We start from the raw sequence: 19839 nt of genomic DNA, 5'->3' as shown, positions 1-19839 counted from the left end.
TCTGTTTATTTATTCTACAATTATCGCTTTTTTGATTGTTTTTAAAGCATGTTTTAGAAATTATTTTCATATTAATCTCAAAATAATTTCTAATTTTCCGCTCAATCGTATTTAGTAGTATGTCCCGACAGAGTTTGCATGTAGAAATGCAGGAATCAAACCTGTCAATGCGGCTCGTATATCTGCTCTTTCATTAATAAGCTGGTGTGAACCCTCTTCCAACATGAGCAGTGTTTGTAGTCTAAATTTGTGTCGTATAAATTCAATATTGTAGCGCCAGTCTACGGTTTGATCCTGTGCACCTTGTGCAAGCCAAACTGGAATTCGACATGTAGGACGATTTTCCATTTCTTGCATCCATTTCGACATTGCTAGAATCCAATCCATCCCCATCATACGCGGTTGTAATGGATCTTTCAGTCGAACAAAGCGTAAAAACTCTGGATTATGGTTATTTCGTTTAAAGTGACGCGGAACTTCTCGCTTAATTCTCCGAATAATGCCCAAGCCAACTGAGTTATGCCACCATGCAGATTTCGCAGGTCGAATCAAAGGCGATAACAATAACACACGTTCAATAATCGGGTTTTCACGGCGCTGTGCATATTCTAAAAGATGATGCATCAAAATCGCTGCACCTGTACTTTGCCCAATACCTAACCATGGTTTTGGAAGTTGATTGGCATTTTTTACGTATTGATAAACAGCATGTAAAACCTGCTGATAGTGGTCAAAATTTTGAATATTCGCAGGTGACCCATCACTTAAACCATGCCCTGGCAAATCGTATGTAAGTACACTAAACCCTTGCTCTAAAATTTCTCGAATAATGGGTTGATAGATACCACTATGTTCAAGATAACCATGCAATAAAAATACTGTGCCTTTTATCTTTTCAATATTGGGCTGAAAAACTTGGACATGCAATTTAAACAGAGGCATTTCAATAAAACCTTGCCAATGTTGTCCTTGTAACTGATCTAAACCATATAAACGGCGATATGCTTGAATTTCTCTTGAAGGTTGATAAGGTTTATTTAAATTTAACGCTTCTAAAAGTTGTGGAGTCTGTTCTCGATTTGGAACAGGTAAATCTAGTTGTTTTAACACTGTTGGATTTAAAAATGGCATATCTGACATTATGGAACCTCGCGACAACCACTTGAACCAAATAAAACATCTCGAATCGTTGCTAATGTTTCATAATTGGCACGGCGGCTGTGATTATAATTTTGTTGACTAGGTTGCCAGTCTGTCAATGGTGTTGGCATAGGTGCTTCGATCGGAATCGTTTCGATTCCATTTAAGGCAAAAAGCCTACGTGTTCTTGGCATGTGGTAACGATCAGTAATCAATAAGACTGTGGGTGCCCCACCTTTCTTTTGTAACAGTAATGAACTAAAGCGAGTATTTTCACAAGTGTTCATGCTTCTATTTTCAAGGAGATTAGCATCCACGCCACGCTCTTTTAACCATGCTTGCATATAAGGCGCTTCAACACCACTGAGTACAATTGGCAATTTCACTTTTTTTTTCTAAATTTACAGTCGTTTCTAATCTTAAGCGTGTATAAGCATTAACAATAATATCCTTTTGATTTTTATCTAAAGTTAATCCCCCCCTAATACTACAATTGCATAAGGTTGATTGGCTGTTTTATTTTTAGAATTGCTTGGATTTTGTATATTGGCAATATCTTCTCGCACTTGCGAACTTGCGAGTTGCTCATTTTGAATATCTTGCATTTCATCTTTGACCATCTCAACTGGATGTGTTTTTAGAAATTTCAGATATTGATCCATCAAGGCTTTATTATTTTCGCTATTTAAATCCAGTAAAGCTTTGACTGTTGCGCTTTCATCAGGTTGCACATCTGAAGCTGTTTGCTCCATCACCAAAGGAATGATGGGTTTATCTTCATTTTCCTGTTTTTCTTTTTGCTTATCATTAATTTGCTCTTGCAATGCCTTATATCTAAGTTGCAGTGTTATTAAACCTTGTGCATCTTGACTGTTAATTTCCTGTTCCATTAGTTTTAAATAGGCTTGGCGTGCGATCCACAGTTTTGAACCGGGTTCTAAATTTTCCGACTCAGATAATGCTGCATTTTGTTGGCTTTGTGCAGCCAACTGATTTACTTCAACAGGTACAAAAGTATTGAGTAATTTCACCATCATATTGGAATAAAATGGCGTATACCAGAAAACCATTAGAGCAGCCAAAACAACGAATAGAATCGCAATCCTCCGTACTGTTTTGACCATCCAATGCTGTTTTTTCATTTTTTACTTACCTAAATGCGGCTGAATTAAACCGAATGTATTAAACAATACAGGTTCTGGCTCAAGTAACACATTAAATTTATTGTAAACATCGTGTTGTACTGCATGATAAGTTGCTTGTACATCATCTAAAGTAGCATCAGCATAATTCACCAAAACAAGAGCTTGTTTCTCAAACATTCCGACCTGCTGCAAACGTTTACCTTTCCAACCTGTTTGATCAATCAACCATCCTGCTGCAATTTTAACTTGTTCATTTGCTTGAGGATAATGAGGAATATTTGGAAATTCCATCGATAATTTTAATAATTTTGCTTGATCAATAATTGGGTTTTTAAAGAAACTTCCAACATTTGGAAATTCTTTTGGATCTGGCAATTTGCTTTGACGAATGCGAATGACTTGATTTTGTAAATTTTCCGCAGATAAATCATCTTGCATGGCTGTTTTTAAGTCACCATAGTTTATTTTCAAATCTGCCTGCTTTAATAGTTTAAAAATCACCGCAACAATGACATAACGGTTTGGATCATCTTTAAAAATACTGTGGCGATAGGAGAAATGACAATCTTCGGTAGCAATCAATTTAAACTGTTGCTGCTGGCGGTCATACACTTCAACAGATTCAATAAACTCACCCGCTTCCACCCCATAAGCACCAATATTTTGTACAGGCGCAGCACCCACTAAACCCGGAATCAAGGCTAAGTTTTGTAAACCATACAATTTTTGTGTGGTTGTCCATAATACAAAATCATGCCAAATTTGCCCTGCACCAACTTTTAGTGTTTGGCTCGTTTCATTTTCAGATAAAAGCTCAATACCTTGAATATTCATATGCATGACGAGTGCCTGAATTGTTTTCGGCAATAACATATTGCTACCGCCTGATAAAATCAGCACATTTAAATTTTCCGCTTGCGCATAAGCCAAAGCATCAACCACATCTTGTTGCGAATGAATTTGCACATAGTTCGAGGCAAGCACATCTAAATTCAAAGTATTAAATGCTTTAAGTGAAACGTTTTTTTGAATATTCATTGCCAACCTTTAGTGCTGTGCGTGTTTTTTAAAATGTTCAATCCATGCCTGACTGCTTGACTCACATTGATCAAGCACACGCTCAAAACCATCTGCACCACCATAATAAGGGTCAGGTAAGGCTTGCTTTAAATACACGGGATCATGTTCACTCATTAAGGCAATTTCTGCACGAATCTGACGACCTTGATACTCATGTTCAGCTTTTTGTTTTAAATCTTGAATATCATGTAAATTTTCTAAGTCCATTGCCAAAATTAAATCAAACTCAAAAAAATCAATCATGTGTAATTGTCGAGCACGTAAAGTAGATAAATCATAACCCCGTGCTTTGGCATGTTGTTGACTACGTTCATCAGGTGCTTTATTGGGATGATAATTACTTGTGCCCGCAGAGTCGACTTGGATATTGAGTTGATGCTTGTCGCAATATTGACGCAATACAACTTCCGCAGTAGGTGAACGGCAAATATTTCCTAAACACACACATAACACCTTGTATGGCGTTTTGGATGACATAACAACCTCAATTGATCATTTATTTTTTCAAAGCTTATGTTAAGTTATTTACAGGATGAATCCCATAGTCAGACAAAACAATAATGTTTAATTTATGATGATAGATTAAGGATAATACACATGAGCCATTTTCAATTTCAAACAGTTGCCAATATCATCTCAGGTTTAGGCTCAATACAAGAACTCAGTACGATTTTAACAAATCAGTACTGCAAAAAAATACTTTTAGTCACCGATGCTGGCATGATTCAACATGATTTGCATCGTCCGATTTTAAATATCATTGAACAACTGAAACTGGATTATGTGATTTATTCTGACGTACAAGCTGATCCTGCTGAACAGATTATTTTGAATGCTGTCGATTTTGCCAAAAATGAACAGGTGGATAGTGTGATTGGTTTTGGTGGTGGTAGTTCAATGGATGTTGCCAAAGTCATTGCAATTCTAGCTGAGCCGCAGCAACAGCAAGGTATTCAAGACCTGTATGGTATAAATAATGCCAAAGCGCCACGTTTACCGTTGATTTTAATCCCGACCACCGCAGGCACTGGTTCAGAAGTGACACCTATTTCCATTGTCACAACAGGTGAAACCACCAAAACTGGCATTGTTGCCCCGATTTTATATGCGGATGTTGCCATTTTGGATGCCAATTTCACAATCGGTTTGCCTGCACACATCACAGCGGCAACGGGAATTGATGCGATGGTACATGCGATTGAAGCCTATACTTCTAAAATTAAGAAAAATTTCTATGCGGATATGTTGGCAAAACAAGCCCTTAAACTGTTGAATAAAAATTTACCTCTCGTTTTAAAAGATGGTACAAACCTAGAAGCACGACAAAATATGTTATTGGGTTCAATGCTTGCAGGACAGGCTTTTGCCAATGCACCTGTAGGTGCTGTACATGCTTTAGCATATCCACTTGGTGGACATTTCCACCTATCACATGGACATACCAATGCTTTAGTTTTAGTTGAAATTCTCAAATTTAATGCACCACATGCTAAACAACTTTATGCAGAACTGATGCAATGGCTTGATCCATATAGTAAAGGCAGTACCGAAGGTTTATGTGATTTATTTATTGATCATATGCAACGTCATTTAAATGAAAGTGGTCTAACACTCAAACTCAGTCAACTCAATGTACCTGAAAATATGCTAGAACGTTTGGCTGAAGATGCCATGTTACAAACGCGTTTATTACAAAATAATCCACGAGAAATGAGCAAACAACATGCTTTGGAAATTTACCAAGCGATTTATTAATTGTTTATTTTTATTGATTTTACTTCGACACACAATTTAATTAGATACACCATATGAAACCCGAAACCAAAACCCGTTCAACCTATACATTTTTATTTCCCATCCAAACCCGATGGGCGGACAACGACATTTATGGTCATGTCAATAATGTCACCTATTACAGCTATTTTGATACAGCCGCCAATGCCCTGTTGATTCAAAAAACAGGCTTTGATATTCATCATTCCCCGATTATTGGTTTGGTGGTGAATTCTTCATGTCATTTTTTACAGGAACTGACTTATCCTGAAATCATTGAAGTGGGTGTGGCGATTGCTAAAATTGGCAATTCTTCACTGACTTATGATTTGGCTATTTTTAAACAAGGGCAACATGAAGCATCTGCACAAGGCAGTTTTGTGCATGTTTTTGTTGAACGCAGCACGAAAAAAAGCATCTCGATTCCTCAAGAAATGCGAGATGCTTTACAAGATTATTTGGTGAAGTAATTTAAACTTTCAATTGAATATTTTGTAATTCACCCTCAAAAGTCTCCAATAAATTTTTGACCACAGGCTCAGCATGCAGCATTTCAGATGCACGATTAAATGCACGTACTTTACGTTCATTCTGCATGTGGAATGGTGTAATGGTTTCAACTTCACCATATTGCACATTGAATACTGTATTTGACCATTGCTGTTTCAATGCTGCTTCAAGTGCATGTTGAGTTTGGTTCAATAAATTTTCGTATTGCTTTGAGGTTTGAAAAGTGGATTGACCATTGATCATCCCGATCATCAAACCATGTTGTGCCAACTCTTGTACAGCAGGTGATAAGTTGCTATTTCTAAACCAAAATTCCCATTTATTGACATCCCACTCACCCTCAAGTTGTTGCGGTGTAAGTTGTAAAATCTCTTGGGGTGTTTGCTGTGAATCAGCCGATACCACTTGAGCAATCACACTTGGATGTTGTGAAGTCTCTTGCGGCTCTACCTGCGTACTTTCTACATGTGCTGACACATTTTCAAGCATTGATTGTGCAGTCTGTGTGACCACATCAGCCTCAGGCGCAAGAAAGAAAATATCTTCCGTTGCAACCGTATTCTCTACCGAAATAGATGCAGAAAAATCTGTGCCAAATGAGGTCAACGTAGGCTCATCTGTATCTTGTGCTACCTGTTGCATGGCTTTGGTTTCATCAACAATCACATCATCCTGTAACTGTGAAAGCTCAAGCTCAGTCTTTGTATGTTCAATTGGGCGAATTACAGCTGCTTTAGATTCAGATGTTACAATTGGCTCAGCATTGGAAACTGTTTGTTCTTCAATGTGATTTTCCGTTGCAACTTCATGATGTTCAACAATCTCTTGCTGCTCAACAGTAGATGCTGAAGCTGTTGTATGATTATCTAATGTATGATTATCTAAAGTATTTTCTTCAGCCTTTGCTAAAGAACTGTCTACAACATGTTCAATCTTTTGTGCTGTATGAGCTGTGATTGCTTGAGTTGTCGCAACCGCATTTGCTGTGATTGCTACTGTATCTTGTGATGCTGACTGTTCTGAAATTTGTGGTACAGCCTGTGCTGTAGCAACCGTTTGTGACACCACAATTTCATTTGCCTGTAAGGGTCTAAATGCCAACAGACGCAACACCGTCATTTCAAAACCTTGCTCTTGCGTCACAGCAAGTTGCAAATCCGCACGTCCTTTACAAGCAATCTGATAATAAAGCTGTAAATCCTGTGCAGCGACCAATTGCGATAAGGTCATAATTTTCTGATTAATTTCAGCACTATATTTCAGGCTTAAATCAGGTAAATATTGCAACATTGCCAATTCATGCAAGGTCGAAATAAACTGATCCAAGACCAATGACACATCTAAAGCTTGCTGTCTGAATTGCAGTAATAATTGGCTGACACGTTCACGCTGATTTTGGTGAATCGCTAAAATCAAATCATAAATAATGGTGCGATCAATCAGACCCAACATTTCCTTGACATCTTGGTGATGAATCGCACCTTGACCATAGGCAATCGCTTGGTCAGTGAGTGACAATGCATCACGCAATGAACCTTGTGCAGATTCAGAAATTTGCCAAATCGCATCCTGTTCAGATTGGATGTCTTCTTTATGTAGAATATCCGTTAAATGATGGGTAATTTCATCGACAGCCAAAGGGCGCAAGGTAAACTGTAAACAGCGTGAAATGACCGTAATCGGTAGTTTCTGCGGGTCTGTAGTGGCAAAGAGGAATTTGACATGCGCAGGCGGTTCTTCCAATGTTTTCAGTAAGGCATTAAATGAATGCGTTGAAAGCATGTGTACTTCATCGATCAGATAAACCTTGAAACGTCCTTGTGTTGGTGCATAAGGTACGTTGTCCAACAGTTCACGGGTATCTTCAACTTTGGTACGAGAAGCCGCATCGATCTCAATCAGATCAATAAAACGCCCTTCATTGACGGCTGTACACGTTGCGCAAACTTCACACGGCGTAGAGGTCACGCCTGTTTCACAGTTTAAACATTTTGCCAAAATACGGGCAATGGTGGTTTTCCCCACGCCACGTGTGCCTGTAAAAAGGTAAGCATGATGTAAACGCCCACGATCCAAGGCACTTGTTAATGCACGTGAAACGTGGTTTTGCCCAACCAATTCATTAAAATTTCGTGGACGATATTTACGTGCAAGTACTTGATACATGAAAGCTCCTCATTACAGCTATAAGGATACTGTTTTTTTGATGATTAGTGAATGAACTATTCAAAATCCAAAGCATCACTTTTATAGAAATTGTGCAAATATGCTTAATTTTACTGAAAATAGGATTAGACAACTTTTTCTAAGATAAATTCATTCGAAAATTCATAAGACTGCCCTGTTACATCATCCAAAATTTCAAACTGATCATGGTCACGATCATAGACCAAACTGTGCCTTTTTTTAATATTGCTTAATTCTAAATAACTTTGCGCTGTATCTTTAAAATACATTTTTCCTGATAAAACTTGTGGTGTTGCAGCACTTGATAAACGCTGTAAAGTCAATTCATAACTCAGGTCAGGTTTTAAAACCAAATCCACTGCTGTTCCATCACAACCATCACAATGGCTCAGGCAGCTTTCACAAGGCGTAATCCCTTGATAATGCCCGACCCATGCTTTTTGAATCTGCTTTTGCATCACTGTTTTATCTTGTTGTTGCTCATTTACATCAACTGCTGAGGTCTTGGAATCAGAGCAAGCAAACAACAGACCTGTGGAAATCACAGGCACTAAAACCAATTTACGCATAATAAAAATGAGAAGATGAAAGCGCTCTAAATTATCATGAATAAGACAATATTTGAAATATTATAATATTAGAACCACCCCTTACTTCCTTTCAACTCAGCATCTGCACAGCGTAAAGCCTCTTGCGACAAACCCCATAGACGATAATCCCCTGTAATAGAACCAATGGCAAAGTTATGCGTATAAGCAAAACTCAGTTCACGTTGTGGATCACACCAAGCGCCTGAACCATTATAACCAATATGCCCAAAACCTTTTTTCACACGCTTACCCATCGTAATTACACGGTGATAACCTAAGCGCCACTTCATTGGAATCGGCATCACTCGATCACGCTTGATCGATTGAATCTGGCTTAATTCAGCAAATACTTCTGATTTAATCAGAACTTGATCATTCCACACACCATTATTGGCAAGCATGGCATAAATTTTTGCCAAACTATTTGCTGTAAACACACCATTTGCAGCAGGAATAATGGCTTGCAATCCCTCATCACTAAAGAAACTAAACTCCTTCATACTTTTTGGCACCATTGCATCCAAAAGTCTTGTGGATTTTGCCCACTCAATTCAATGATCTTATCTGAAAAAGAAATGTTAGATTTTTTCTTATGATTTTTCGGTTTGGCAGCCTGTTCAGCCGCTTGCTTTTGTGCTTTTGGAATCAGTCTTGCCACTTGTGGCAATGCCGAACTCGGTACACCAAAATATGCACCATCGAGTGCTAAAGGGTCTATTAAATATTTTTGCATTAACCATTTTAAGGGTTGTCCTGTGGCTTTTTCTAACACACCACCCACTAACCAACCAAATGTTAAGGCTTGATAAGCAATATCTTCACCGATTTGAAAACGTGGAGTTACCTGTTCCATAACTTTGAGCATATGCTGCCAATCAGCCATTTCTTTAGCATGCTCAATGGTATTACGAATATCGAACATACCACTTTGATGGCTCAGAATATGACGTAAAGTCATTTTATCTTTACCATTTTTCCCAAATTCAGGCCAATATTTTATAATTGGCGTGTCATAATCCACAAAACCTTCGCTAACAATAATGTGCGCAAGGGTAGCTAAAACCCCTTTACCCGTGGAATAACACACTGATAAAGTTTCTGCTGACCAATTTTCTGTTTCTGATTTTTTTCCTGTAAAAATATCAACAACTTTTTTACCCTGAAAATAAACCACCAATGCAGCACCACCAAATTGGGCACGACCATCTTGTAAACGACTGAATTGTTCTGCTAAATCTTGAAAACGCTCATCAACATCACCTTGATAGTTTTTCTTATCCGCAAATATAATTTCCTTAATCGCACTCATGCTCAAACCCTTATTTTTATTTCACTCAAAAAAAAACCTAAATCATCACGACTTAGGCTTTCTATCTTATTTGATTTTATTGTGCTTTAACTACACCTGAAACATGCGGTTTTTGTGATTTTTCATTTCTAATTAGAAAATCAGTCACTTGACCTTGCTGCGCTGTCAAAAACTCAACTTTTGAAGGCAGGAACATTGGAAGTTTAAAATATACATCAGCTTCATAAGCTTCTGGTAAATTTAAACTTGCCAATGCACGTGCTTTACTCCACATCCCATGCGCAATCGCCTGTTTAAAACCAAAAGCTTTTGCTGTCAATGCATGCACATGGATCAAGTTAAAGTCACCCGATGTTTTTGCATAACGGCGACCTGTATTTTCAGCCACATTCCACACGGCTTGTACTTGATAATCAGGCACTGTGCTTTCTTTGGCTTTTTCAACTGCTGAACCATCCGTTTTTTGACGTGATAAATAGGTAGTTAAGCCCTCCATCACCACTTCATTACCCACTTTTGCTGTAGTAATAAAGTCAAATTGCACACCCTTATCATGTGGTTTTACTTCACCAAATGCGCATGACAATGTGAGCTTTTCATTCACCCCGATTTTACGCGTTTGCTTGATCTGGTTACGAATATGTACCAAACCTAAAATCGCAAATGGAAATGCTTCTGTCGTCATCATGTGCATTTGTAGACTTTGTGACAACACTGCCAAATAAATCGCTGGGGTATAACCGTTATTTTTAAAGCCACAAACTTCGTTATAAGCTTTTAAATGTTGCTGATCCACTTGCAAAGAATCCACCACATATTCAACTTGTGGTAGCACTTTTTCACCTTTCGGCTTTTTAATGATTAAGCCTTTAATGACTTTACCATAAGCCACATAAGGTTTTGGAAGTTGACTAAAATGGCGAGTATTCATACTAGACCTTTGAAATTTTTCTAATCTATCTGATGGATTCCTTCTCCTTAGCAAACACTAAGAAGAAAGTTGGACGTTTATTCTTTAAATCCCTCCCAACCTCCCTTTACTAAAGGAAGGAGCCCCCCTTTACAAAGGGGGACTTAGGGGGATCTTGATTAAGCCCCTAACAAGCTTTGACCACATACACGCACTACGTTACCATTTAAACCTGTAGATGCAGTTGCTGCAAATAGTGCAATCGTTTCAGCAACATCAACAGGTTGACCACCTTGACTCATTGAGTTCATACGGCGACCTGCTTCACGGATCGCAAATGGAATCGCAGCAGTCATTTGTGTTTCAATGAAACCTGGCGCAACTGCATTAATGGTAATACCTTCTTTTAAGATTGGCGCAGTAAATTTCACCAAACCAATCACACCTGCTTTAGAAGCAGCGTAGTTAGTCTGACCCAAATTACCTGCAATCCCTGAAATAGAGGATACACATACAATACGACCATTGGCATTTAGACCATTGTTGGATAACAAATAATCATTAATACGTTCTGCTGCAGACAAGTTAATGTTAATCACAAGATTCCACATTTCAGGCTTCATATTTGCCAAAGTCTTGTCACGTGTTACACCTGCATTGTGTACGATAACATCTAAGCCACCTTGTGCAGCCGCAGCAGTTTTGATTTTCTCACCAGCATCTGCTGCGGTAATATCAATCGCTAATGTTGAACCACCGATTTCACTTGCAACACGGTCAAGATCTGCTTGTTGTTGTGGTACATCTAAACAAATCACATGTGCGCCATCTCGTGCTAATACATGTGCAATTGCTTCACCGATTCCACGACTCGCACCTGTAACTAATGCAGTTTTGCCTGCAAGTGGTTTTGCCCAATCTACATCAAGTACTTGTGCTTTCGATACATGGATCACTTGACCAGACACATATGCTGAACGTGGAGAAATCAGAAAACGTAAAGAAGATTCTAAATTCTTCGCTGCATCCGCATCGACAAGAATTAAATCAGCAGCAATGCCTTTTTTAAATTCTTTACCGACTGCCTTTACAAAACCTTCCAGCGCACGTTGTGCAATTGCTTGTTTTACGGTAGGTGCAGTTTCAGGCGTTAAACCAATCACGATCACACGACCAGAGTTTTGGATTTGGCGTGCGATTGGATTGAAGAATTTATGCAATTCGATCAAGTCTTCTGAATTTTGAATACCTGAAGCATCAAAAACGACAGCTTTAAACTTAGACTCTTTATCGCCTTCGTTAAACGCACCCACAGTTAAGCCTACTTTTGCCGCATCTTGTTGTAGTTCAACATTATTACCCACATAACTATTTGCGTGAATATTACTTAAAATTTGTGCAATTTCACTTGAAAACAAACTATTTGGTGCAGCGCCAAGCAAAACAGCACCTTTAATTACTGGTGTTGCTGATTCAAAACGATCTAAAGCAAGTGGTGAAGGTAAACCCAAATTTTTGATGACAAATTTACCAATTGGGGATTTAGAAAATGCTTGGTATTGATCAGTCATGGTAATAATCTCTCTGTAAATAAATTTTTCAATAAACCTGTAGGTATCGATTAACTTCAGTGTAATCTCAGATACTTATATTTTAATAGGCTTATTCTGGTTCAACTAAATAATACTTGAGTTGAACGCGACATGTCTTGACCTGAATGTATTGGCAAATGTCATTATAGTCAATTCAGCAACTCAGTAATTATGATAATGTTATATACAAGAAGATTAGCCACATGCTTGGAAAAGCCTTATGAGCAAAACAACTCAAGAAAATCCAACAGTTCAAAATTCTACGTCAGAAGAAGTGTCAAATACATCAAAACCGCGTGCACGTACCAACAAAAGTACGACAACTGCTACACGTTCTACTCACAGTACGAGTAAACCACGCCGTTCTAACGCACCTACTGCACGTAAATCAACTGCGACTACATCGCAAAAAGCTGATCCAGTTGTATCTCCAACAACGACACAAACATCTGTTCCACAGGGAAAAATTATGAGTCAAAATACTATTCGCCGTGTTGCAATTATTGGTGGTAACCGCATTCCGTTTGCACGTTCAAATGGCGCTTATTTCAAAGCAACCAACATTGACATGCTTACAGCAGCATTAAATGGCTTGGTTGAACGCTATAAATTACAAGATCAACGCTTAGGTGAAGTAGTGGCTGGTGCAGTACTTAAACATAGCCGTGACTTCAACATGACACGTGAATGTGTTTTAAATACACAACTTGCACCAGAAACCCCTGCTTATGATCTACAACAAGCGTGTGGTACTGGCTTACAAGCAGCTTTTGCTGTGGCGAACAAAATTGCTTTAGGTCAAATTGAAGTCGGAATCGCAGGTGGTGTAGATACAACATCTGATGCACCGATTGCATTTGGTGATGGTTTACGTAAAGCCTTACTTGAACTGAACATTGCAAAAACAGGTAAAGATCGCCTTAAAGCATTAACCAAGATTAATGTCAAAGATTTACTTGATGCACCAAAAAATGGTGAACCACGTACTGGTTTATCAATGGGTGATCACCAAGCGATTACTGCGCTTGAGTGGGGCATCTCTCGTGAAGCACAAGACCAACTTGCTGCATCTTCACATCAAAAAATGGCAAAAGCTTACGAAGATGGTTTCTTTGATGACTTAATGACACCATTTATGGGTCTTGAGCGTGATAACAACTTACGTGCGGATTCTTCTGTAGAAAAACTTGCAAAATTAAAGCCTGCTTTTGGTAAAGGCGACAATGCAACTATGACAGCAGGCAACTCTACGCCGTTAACTGATGGTGCTTCTGTTGTGCTTTTAGCTTCTGAAGAATGGGCAAAAGCAAATGGTCATGAAGTATTGGCATATTTGTCATTCTCTGAAACTGCTGCGGTTGACTTTGTGGGTAAAAAAGAAGGCTTATTGATGGCACCTGCTTATGCAGTTCCTCGTATGCTTGAACGTGCAAACATGAAACTACAAGATTTTGATTATTATGAAATCCACGAAGCATTTGCATCACAAGTTTTATCTACATTAAAAGCTTGGGAAGATCCAAAATTCTGTAAAGAGCGTTTAGGTTTAGATGCACCTTTAGGTTCAATTGATATGGCTAAACTTAATATCAATGGTTCTTCGCTTGCTGCGGGTCATCCATTTGCTGCAACAGGTGGTCGTATTTTGGCAACTGCTGCAAAAATCTTAAACCAAAAAGGTTCAGGTAAGATTTTAGTGTCGATCTGTGCTGCGGGCGGTCAAGGCGTAACAGCGATTGTAGAAAAATAATATTTTATTTTCGTAATAAATACTGAAATAAAACTCAAATCCCCATAAGATCAATCTTTTGGGGATTTTTGTTCTTTAACCGTTTGCTGATAGTATGGATGAATAAATTTAAAAGTTTTAGGATCGACCACTGTACTTTTTAATATTTTTTCGGACTGTTGTTTAATGATTTGCCAATCTTTTAAATGTACGCGAGAAAAACGCGCCTCCAAAAAGACTTTATTCATATAAGGTTCAAGCGACCATTGCATATCACATCTATAATTCCACTTGTTTGGTTGATCGTTATTACACCTAATCATAGTTATTACTCTGCCTTGGCTATTTTTTTGCACATAAATATCAAAAGTATCTCTATAAACATTATAATATTTGCTATCTTTTACCCATTCAGGATGAGCAACATATTCTTCTAAGCCAAAAACTTTTTTATGGGTTGGAACAACTACACTTCTATAATTATAAGCTTCTAAATATTGCTGAGTTTTAGTAGTTGTCTCAATGCTATACTTCAAAAAAACGGTATGAAGATCGCGGTAATAATAACGCGTACCCGCATTTACCCCAACTGTCACCCATTGATTATGAGGCTGATCTTTTTCAGCTTTATATTCTTGTTCACTTTGTGGAGGTGCTTCTCTATAAGTTACCAATATGAGCCCTGTGGTATATTTAAAATCCCAATAAAAACTGGTTAATGATGAGTCAAAATTACGTTTTGGACGCTCATAGCGTTTCCAACCTTTTTCACCTGTAATAGTAGGATCATCGCAATATTCAGCCATATCAAACTCTTCGCCTAGCATGACAGGCTTACCACCTAAGTTACCGACACGATAAGGTAAACCATAAGGTCCCATAGGGATTTTAAAACTAGGATCAACCTTAATCGGTGAAATGCAGCCCTCAGGTAATTTTCCGGGGATATGATAGGTACTCGCACATCTGACAGCCATAATGCTGATACCTATTCCCATAATGATTAGGAGTGGTTTATTCATGTTTCCCCCATAAAACTGCTTAAAGATATAAATAACAGCGACTATTTTTCATTTCTTATTTTCATAGTTTTAGATCAGATCTATTTTAAAGCATTTATTTATATAGAGATATTCTAAACAAAGAATTATGATTTAAATGCTGCATCATTTCCTAAATAAAAAAGAGACTCACTTTCGTAAATCTCTTTTATATTCACATAAAATATAAAACTATTTATTCAATAATTTATCAATCACAGCAAATTTTTTAAACAATTTTGCACGGCGTTTGGGATAAATATTGGCTTTATTTAAATCACCTTTATAATGCTCAAATACACGTTTGTCCATCATCTTAAACCATAAAGATGGAATCAACGCAGGTAATAACATACTCGCATAACCACTCGGCAATTCAGGTGCTTCATCAAAATGCCGCAAGGCTTGGAACGGACGTGTTGGATAAGCATGATGATCTGAATGGCGTTGCAACTGATACAAAAACAGATTGGTCACAATGTTATTATTATTCCAACTATGTTCAGGCATAGTCCGTTCATATTTACCCGTTTCATCTTTTTGACGCAGTAAACCATAATGTTCAATATAGTTAATAATTTCAAATAAACTAATACTATAGATCGACTGTGTAATCAGATACGGTAATGTCGATTGACCAAATAATTTTAACATCGAAGCATGAAAAGTGGCTGTCATGCCCCACCCTTGCAACAGTTCATTGTCTTTTGACCAAAAATCTAAACCTTTACGCTTTAAACGGCGAGTTTCGATTTCTATAGCAGATTTAAATGAACCGATCACCGTCCGTGGTAAAAACTCATAAAAAGTTTCGCCCATTTGTGAAGATGCAGGATCTTCAGGCGTTGCCGCACGTTTATGATGCCCATATGGATGTTCAATACGGAAATGATTATAACCTGATGGAACAAGCGCTAAATGCGATAAAATATGGTCAATACGGCTCGATTTATGACTTAATTCATGCGCAGTATTAATCGCAATACCATTAATTGCACCCATCGAAACACCTAGTAAAACTTTATCAATAAACGAAGTTGTTTTACGACTGGTCAGATAGCAAGCATACATATTGGCAAGATATTGCAACGGAATAAAGCTTTTGACTAAACGTGAATAATAAGGATCTTGTTCAAGTAATTTAATATCTTCTGCGGTTGGATTATTGTTGTCTTTTCCTACAATTGTGTCGATGGTTGGAATGATGATATGTAAAACAATCGGTCCACCCAAAGCAAAGATTTTTTTGAATGGTTTCGGTGCAAACTGATAACCTGCTAAAATCCCAATTCCGATCACAGGTAAAGCTGGACTAATTGCCCACAAATAGCGTTTTTTATCGAGTTGCAACACAGTTTTCGCTGATACATCCTGTAATTGCAGTTCATTTAATGTGACTGGTGCATTCATCGTATTTTCTTCCTTTTCTTTCTTATGCTTATCTTTGCTAAATTTTCTCAATCAAAACAGTTGTAAGCGTCCAAAAATGCTATTCAAAAGTCTTTGGCTTGTTTAAGCTAGAGATTGTCCTTTTCGCACATGTTTTAATAACGACATCACTTTTATGCTTTATTTTTAAAAGCTTTTTAACAATATGGATGCACTCAGTAAAATTTTTGATGATATTCACCTGAATCATTCGGAATATCTTTATTTGCAAGCTCAAGGGAACTGGGCATTTCAAAGCATTGCACAAGATGCTGTCATTGCACACATCGTTTTATATGGTGAGGCACAATTACAATTTTCAAAAAATTTAAATATCACATTACATACAGGGGATATGATTTTAATTCCCGCAGGACTGACACATTCGGTGTCAAATCAGCTCGACCATCGCTTTGTTGAAGCTTTAGACCTTGCGCCATTATTTGATGGTTTAAGACAAGATGCGATCGAGTTCGGACAAGGTGATTCTGAAAAAACTTTAATTTTGTCAGTTCGTTGCCATCTCAATGCGATTATGGCACGTCCATTGGTAAATGCATTACCGCCGTATATTCACATCCAAAATGCGTTGAGTGATACCGCACCTGAATGGTTACGTATTGGTTTATATTTTGTTGCCTCAGATACACAGCGAACTTTGGCAGGTAAAAATAAAATCATGGATCATATTGTCAGTATTATGATGATCGAATGTGTACGTGATTATATTGAACAACTGCAAGACCAAAATAATTGGTTAAATGCCCTCATTCATCCTGAACTATCTAATGCACTGGCGGTCATTCATAGTCAGCCGGAGATCGCTTGGACGGTGGAAAGTTTGGCTGAACAATGTTGCATGTCCCGCTCAAAATTTGCCAATTTATTTAATCAAATCGTGGGCGAAACACCGCTTGCCTATTTGCAACAGCATCGTTTGCGTTTGGCAAGCCAATATTTAAAACAAGGTCAACTCAGCGTGCAACAAATTGCGCATCAAGTGGGTTATTCTTCTGAAACAGCCTTTAGTCAAGCGTTTAAAAAACAATTTGAAATGAGCCCGAGTCAGTATCGTCAGCAAGTGGACTGAAAGACGTTTCAATCATCAATAGAACCTCGTATTGAGGCTCTATTTAAATCTAATTTTTAAACTTTAGTTTTACATTAAGGCAAAACACGATTCAATGTCGCAAAGCACTGATCTGCTTTTTCTGAAGCACAGAAATTAATCGTATTGCTATTTTGCCAACGTACAAAATACTGAGAAACTTCACCCGCTTGGTTTTCTTGACGACCTGAACAGTCTACCTCATTATTTTCATACTTAATTTGCATGATCAATGCAGGTGATTTTTCTTTACTGTTATCAGGTGATGGTTGATAGTCATACAATCCCGCAGACCATTCTTTACCACTATTTACAACAACTTCGTTACCACCACGGAAATTATAGTATTCGACACATTTTTTATTATTTGGGATCTGCATGCCCCATAAACCCAAAATTTCAGGACGAGTCGAAACACGTACAGTATTTGCAGCTAAAGTGCTTTTTTCCGATGCAACTGTTGCTGTTTTTGATACCGTTTCAGCAAATGTTAAATGCGATGCACCCAACAATAAAGAAATGAATAATAATGTTTTTTTCATACTTAAATATATATGACAATGTGTTCACATTTAAACTAACATATTTTATAAATAATGCATGTAAAAATAACCATATATGAACAATTTTTCATTTTTTGAAGTTAAAGTCTACTTTCAGATAAAAAGTTCGTATTTACAACAACAAAATACTGTATTTGTATATAAAAATTCATATTTATGTGAAATACTTAACCACAACTCAATAAGATCATAAAAACAGAGTGCTTTACAGCACTTAACAATAGATAGGATCGTGAATTGTCTATATTTATTCATCAACCCGCACAGTCTATACCTGACAATTTCCGTGCATTTGCAATTGTCATGGGAATCATTTTCGTCTGTGCGCTTGTTGGAATCTTAGGACGACCATTATTTTTTCTCGCTATTTTTTGGCCTGCCAATGCCATATTATTAGGTTTATTTTTACGCTTTCCCTCTTTACGCAATATTGGCGGTTGGTTGGGTGCCTTTGCAGGATTTATGATTGCTGACCTCATCACTGGCAATTATTTTGTACTCACTTTATTCTTAACCATATCCAATTTATTACATGCTATATGTAGTTTAGCATTACTACGGTTCTTCAAATTAGACTTCAGGCAATACAATAAAGGACTGACCTTTTTATTCCTGTTCCTGATTTCAGCCTTTGGGGGTTGTTTGGCTGCCGCAGGTTTCGCCTCACTAACAGTTCCACATTTACCCAATACTTTTATGACACCTGAGCGAGTCTGGACAGATTTTGGCATGTGGTGGACAGGTGAAATTTTAAATGTTATTGCATTTTTACCCATCTTGCTTGCAATACCTGATCAACAGACATTTAAAAATTATTGGCAGGATCAAAAACTAAATCCGATTCAAATCAAAGCTTTTATGCCCTTGCTTGCGATTATCGGCTCTGTAATTTTAACCCATTTTTTTATTGGTCCAGGGGCCATCATGTTCCCGATTGCCGCATTGATTTGGGCGGCATTAACCTACAATTTGTTCTTTATTGCGATCATTAACTGCATTGTCTGTATGATGCTGTATAACTCTTTGACTGCTTATTATATTGCCCAGTCGCCTGATGCTTACCTGATCACAACAATTTCAGTGCGCATAGGTTTGATGATGTTGGCACTGGGTCCTCTCACCTTAGCCATTATCAGTCTCAACCGACAAAAACTTTATCATCAAATTTTATATCTTGCTAACCATGATGGCTTGACCACCACCATGAATCGTCGTTTTTTTTATGAGGAAAGTGAACGTACTGTCACCGTGATTCCACAAAAGAAACCTGCGCAAACCGTGACCATTTTGTTATTGGATCTTGATCATTTTAAAAGGATTAATGACCGTTATGGACACAGTGCGGGCGATCTTGTATTACAGGAATTCAGCCGACAGGTGCGTGAGCAGATTCGTGGAGATGATTTGTTTGGGCGTTTAGGTGGAGAGGAATTTGCAATTTTACTCAAAGACTTAACTTTGGCACAAAGTGTTGATATTGCGCAGCGCATTTGCAATAAAGTATTTGCAACACCGATTTGTCTGGAAAATGGTGAATGTCTGCATATCAGTGTCAGTATTGGGCTGAGTTATCAAACATTGCCATATTGCGTGCCATTTCAACAACTGATTAAACGTGCGGATGAAGCACTCTATCAAGCCAAAGAAAAAGGACGTAATCAACTGTGTTTGGAGGATGCTTTGCAACAGTCTCCAACGGATCGTTTACACGCACAATTTTAATGCATAAAGATTA

General features: G+C 37.8%; 15 protein-coding genes and 2 pseudogenes. 5 read left to right on the top strand and 12 right to left on the bottom strand.

Annotated elements, in window-relative coordinates:
• Window positions 1–111: 111 nt before the first annotated feature.
• The 4 genes and pseudogenes from AVJ19_RS07665 to AVJ19_RS07650 form a co-directional block, all read right to left on the bottom strand.
• Complete coding sequence (locus tag AVJ19_RS07665) at window positions 112–1140, bottom strand: alpha/beta hydrolase (protein ID WP_111859170.1); 1029 nt, start codon at window positions 1138–1140, stop codon at window positions 112–114.
• A pseudogene (locus AVJ19_RS07660) lies at window positions 1140–2282 on the bottom strand (YdcF family protein). The gene AVJ19_RS07665 and the pseudogene AVJ19_RS07660 overlap by 1 nt, the downstream one beginning before the upstream one ends.
• Before the next feature lie 3 nt (window positions 2283–2285).
• Window positions 2286–3323, bottom strand: coding sequence for a UDP-N-acetylmuramate dehydrogenase (gene murB / locus AVJ19_RS07655; RefSeq protein WP_111859169.1), 1038 nt, complete (start codon window positions 3321–3323; stop codon window positions 2286–2288).
• Between the two features lie 9 nt (window positions 3324–3332).
• The gene (locus AVJ19_RS07650; RefSeq protein WP_111859168.1) at window positions 3333–3842 is read right to left on the bottom strand and encodes a low molecular weight protein-tyrosine-phosphatase; all 510 of its coding nucleotides are present in this window, start codon (window positions 3840–3842) and stop codon (window positions 3333–3335) included.
• A 120-nt stretch (window positions 3843–3962) separates the two neighbouring features.
• Here AVJ19_RS07650 and AVJ19_RS07645 point away from each other — a divergent pair, with 120 nt between their 5' ends.
• Together AVJ19_RS07645 and AVJ19_RS07640 are read left to right on the top strand one after the other, a co-directional pair.
• A complete protein-coding gene (locus tag AVJ19_RS07645) occupies window positions 3963–5120 on the top strand; it encodes an iron-containing alcohol dehydrogenase (RefSeq protein WP_111859167.1) in 1158 nt (385 codons plus the stop codon).
• Window positions 5121–5173: 53 nt separating this feature from the next.
• A complete protein-coding gene (locus tag AVJ19_RS07640) occupies window positions 5174–5608 on the top strand; it encodes an acyl-CoA thioesterase (protein WP_111859166.1) in 435 nt (144 codons plus the stop codon).
• A 1-nt stretch (window position 5609) separates the two neighbouring features.
• Here the strand turns inward: AVJ19_RS07640 and dnaX are convergent, their stop codons facing one another.
• The 5 genes and pseudogenes from dnaX to AVJ19_RS07615 form a co-directional block, all read right to left on the bottom strand.
• Window positions 5610–7814, bottom strand: coding sequence for a DNA polymerase III subunit gamma/tau (gene dnaX, locus AVJ19_RS07635; protein WP_111859165.1), 2205 nt, complete (start codon window positions 7812–7814; stop codon window positions 5610–5612).
• A 125-nt stretch (window positions 7815–7939) separates the two neighbouring features.
• The gene (locus tag AVJ19_RS07630; protein ID WP_111859164.1) at window positions 7940–8404 is read right to left on the bottom strand and encodes a copper resistance protein NlpE N-terminal domain-containing protein; all 465 of its coding nucleotides are present in this window, start codon (window positions 8402–8404) and stop codon (window positions 7940–7942) included.
• 68 nt (window positions 8405–8472) lie between these two features.
• Window positions 8473–9734 (bottom strand): annotated as a pseudogene (locus tag AVJ19_RS07625) (serine hydrolase domain-containing protein).
• 76 nt (window positions 9735–9810) lie between these two features.
• Entirely contained in the window at window positions 9811–10665 is an 855-nt protein-coding gene (locus tag AVJ19_RS07620; RefSeq protein ID WP_111859163.1) for a MaoC/PaaZ C-terminal domain-containing protein, read from the bottom strand.
• 158 nt (window positions 10666–10823) lie between these two features.
• A complete protein-coding gene (locus tag AVJ19_RS07615) occupies window positions 10824–12215 on the bottom strand; it encodes a 3-oxoacyl-ACP reductase (RefSeq protein WP_111859162.1) in 1392 nt (463 codons plus the stop codon).
• Between the two features lie 241 nt (window positions 12216–12456).
• Between AVJ19_RS07615 and AVJ19_RS07610 the strand changes: the two genes are divergently transcribed.
• Window positions 12457–13986 (top strand): acetyl-CoA C-acetyltransferase, encoded by a 1530-nt coding sequence (locus AVJ19_RS07610; RefSeq protein WP_111859161.1) that lies wholly within the window; start codon window positions 12457–12459, stop codon window positions 13984–13986.
• 50 nt (window positions 13987–14036) lie between these two features.
• Here the strand turns inward: AVJ19_RS07610 and AVJ19_RS07605 are convergent, their stop codons facing one another.
• Together AVJ19_RS07605 and AVJ19_RS07600 are read right to left on the bottom strand one after the other, a co-directional pair.
• Entirely contained in the window at window positions 14037–14987 is a 951-nt protein-coding gene (locus AVJ19_RS07605) for a hypothetical protein (RefSeq protein ID WP_162626562.1), read from the bottom strand.
• Window positions 14988–15197: 210 nt separating this feature from the next.
• Entirely contained in the window at window positions 15198–16415 is a 1218-nt protein-coding gene (locus AVJ19_RS07600) for an alkane 1-monooxygenase (protein ID WP_111859159.1), read from the bottom strand.
• 184 nt (window positions 16416–16599) lie between these two features.
• Between AVJ19_RS07600 and AVJ19_RS07595 the strand changes: the two genes are divergently transcribed.
• Window positions 16600–17523 (top strand): AraC family transcriptional regulator, encoded by a 924-nt coding sequence (locus tag AVJ19_RS07595; protein WP_111859158.1) that lies wholly within the window; start codon window positions 16600–16602, stop codon window positions 17521–17523.
• A 74-nt stretch (window positions 17524–17597) separates the two neighbouring features.
• Here AVJ19_RS07595 and AVJ19_RS07590 read toward each other — a convergent pair whose 3' ends face one another.
• On the bottom strand, window positions 17598–18083 hold the full coding sequence (locus AVJ19_RS07590; RefSeq protein WP_111859157.1) for a hypothetical protein: 486 nt from the start codon (window positions 18081–18083) through the stop codon (window positions 17598–17600).
• 324 nt (window positions 18084–18407) lie between these two features.
• On the opposite strand from AVJ19_RS07590, the gene AVJ19_RS07585 reads away from it, so the two are divergent.
• On the top strand, window positions 18408–19826 hold the full coding sequence (locus AVJ19_RS07585) for a GGDEF domain-containing protein (protein ID WP_111859173.1): 1419 nt from the start codon (window positions 18408–18410) through the stop codon (window positions 19824–19826).
• Window positions 19827–19839: the final 13 nt, after the last annotated feature.

Source organism: Acinetobacter sp. CFCC 10889 (assembly GCF_003268395.1).
In the GTDB taxonomy this organism is placed as follows: Bacteria; Pseudomonadota; Gammaproteobacteria; order Pseudomonadales; family Moraxellaceae; genus Acinetobacter.
The sequence above is the reverse complement of the archived record's forward strand: the minus strand, read 5'-3'. Positions and strand labels throughout refer to the sequence as shown.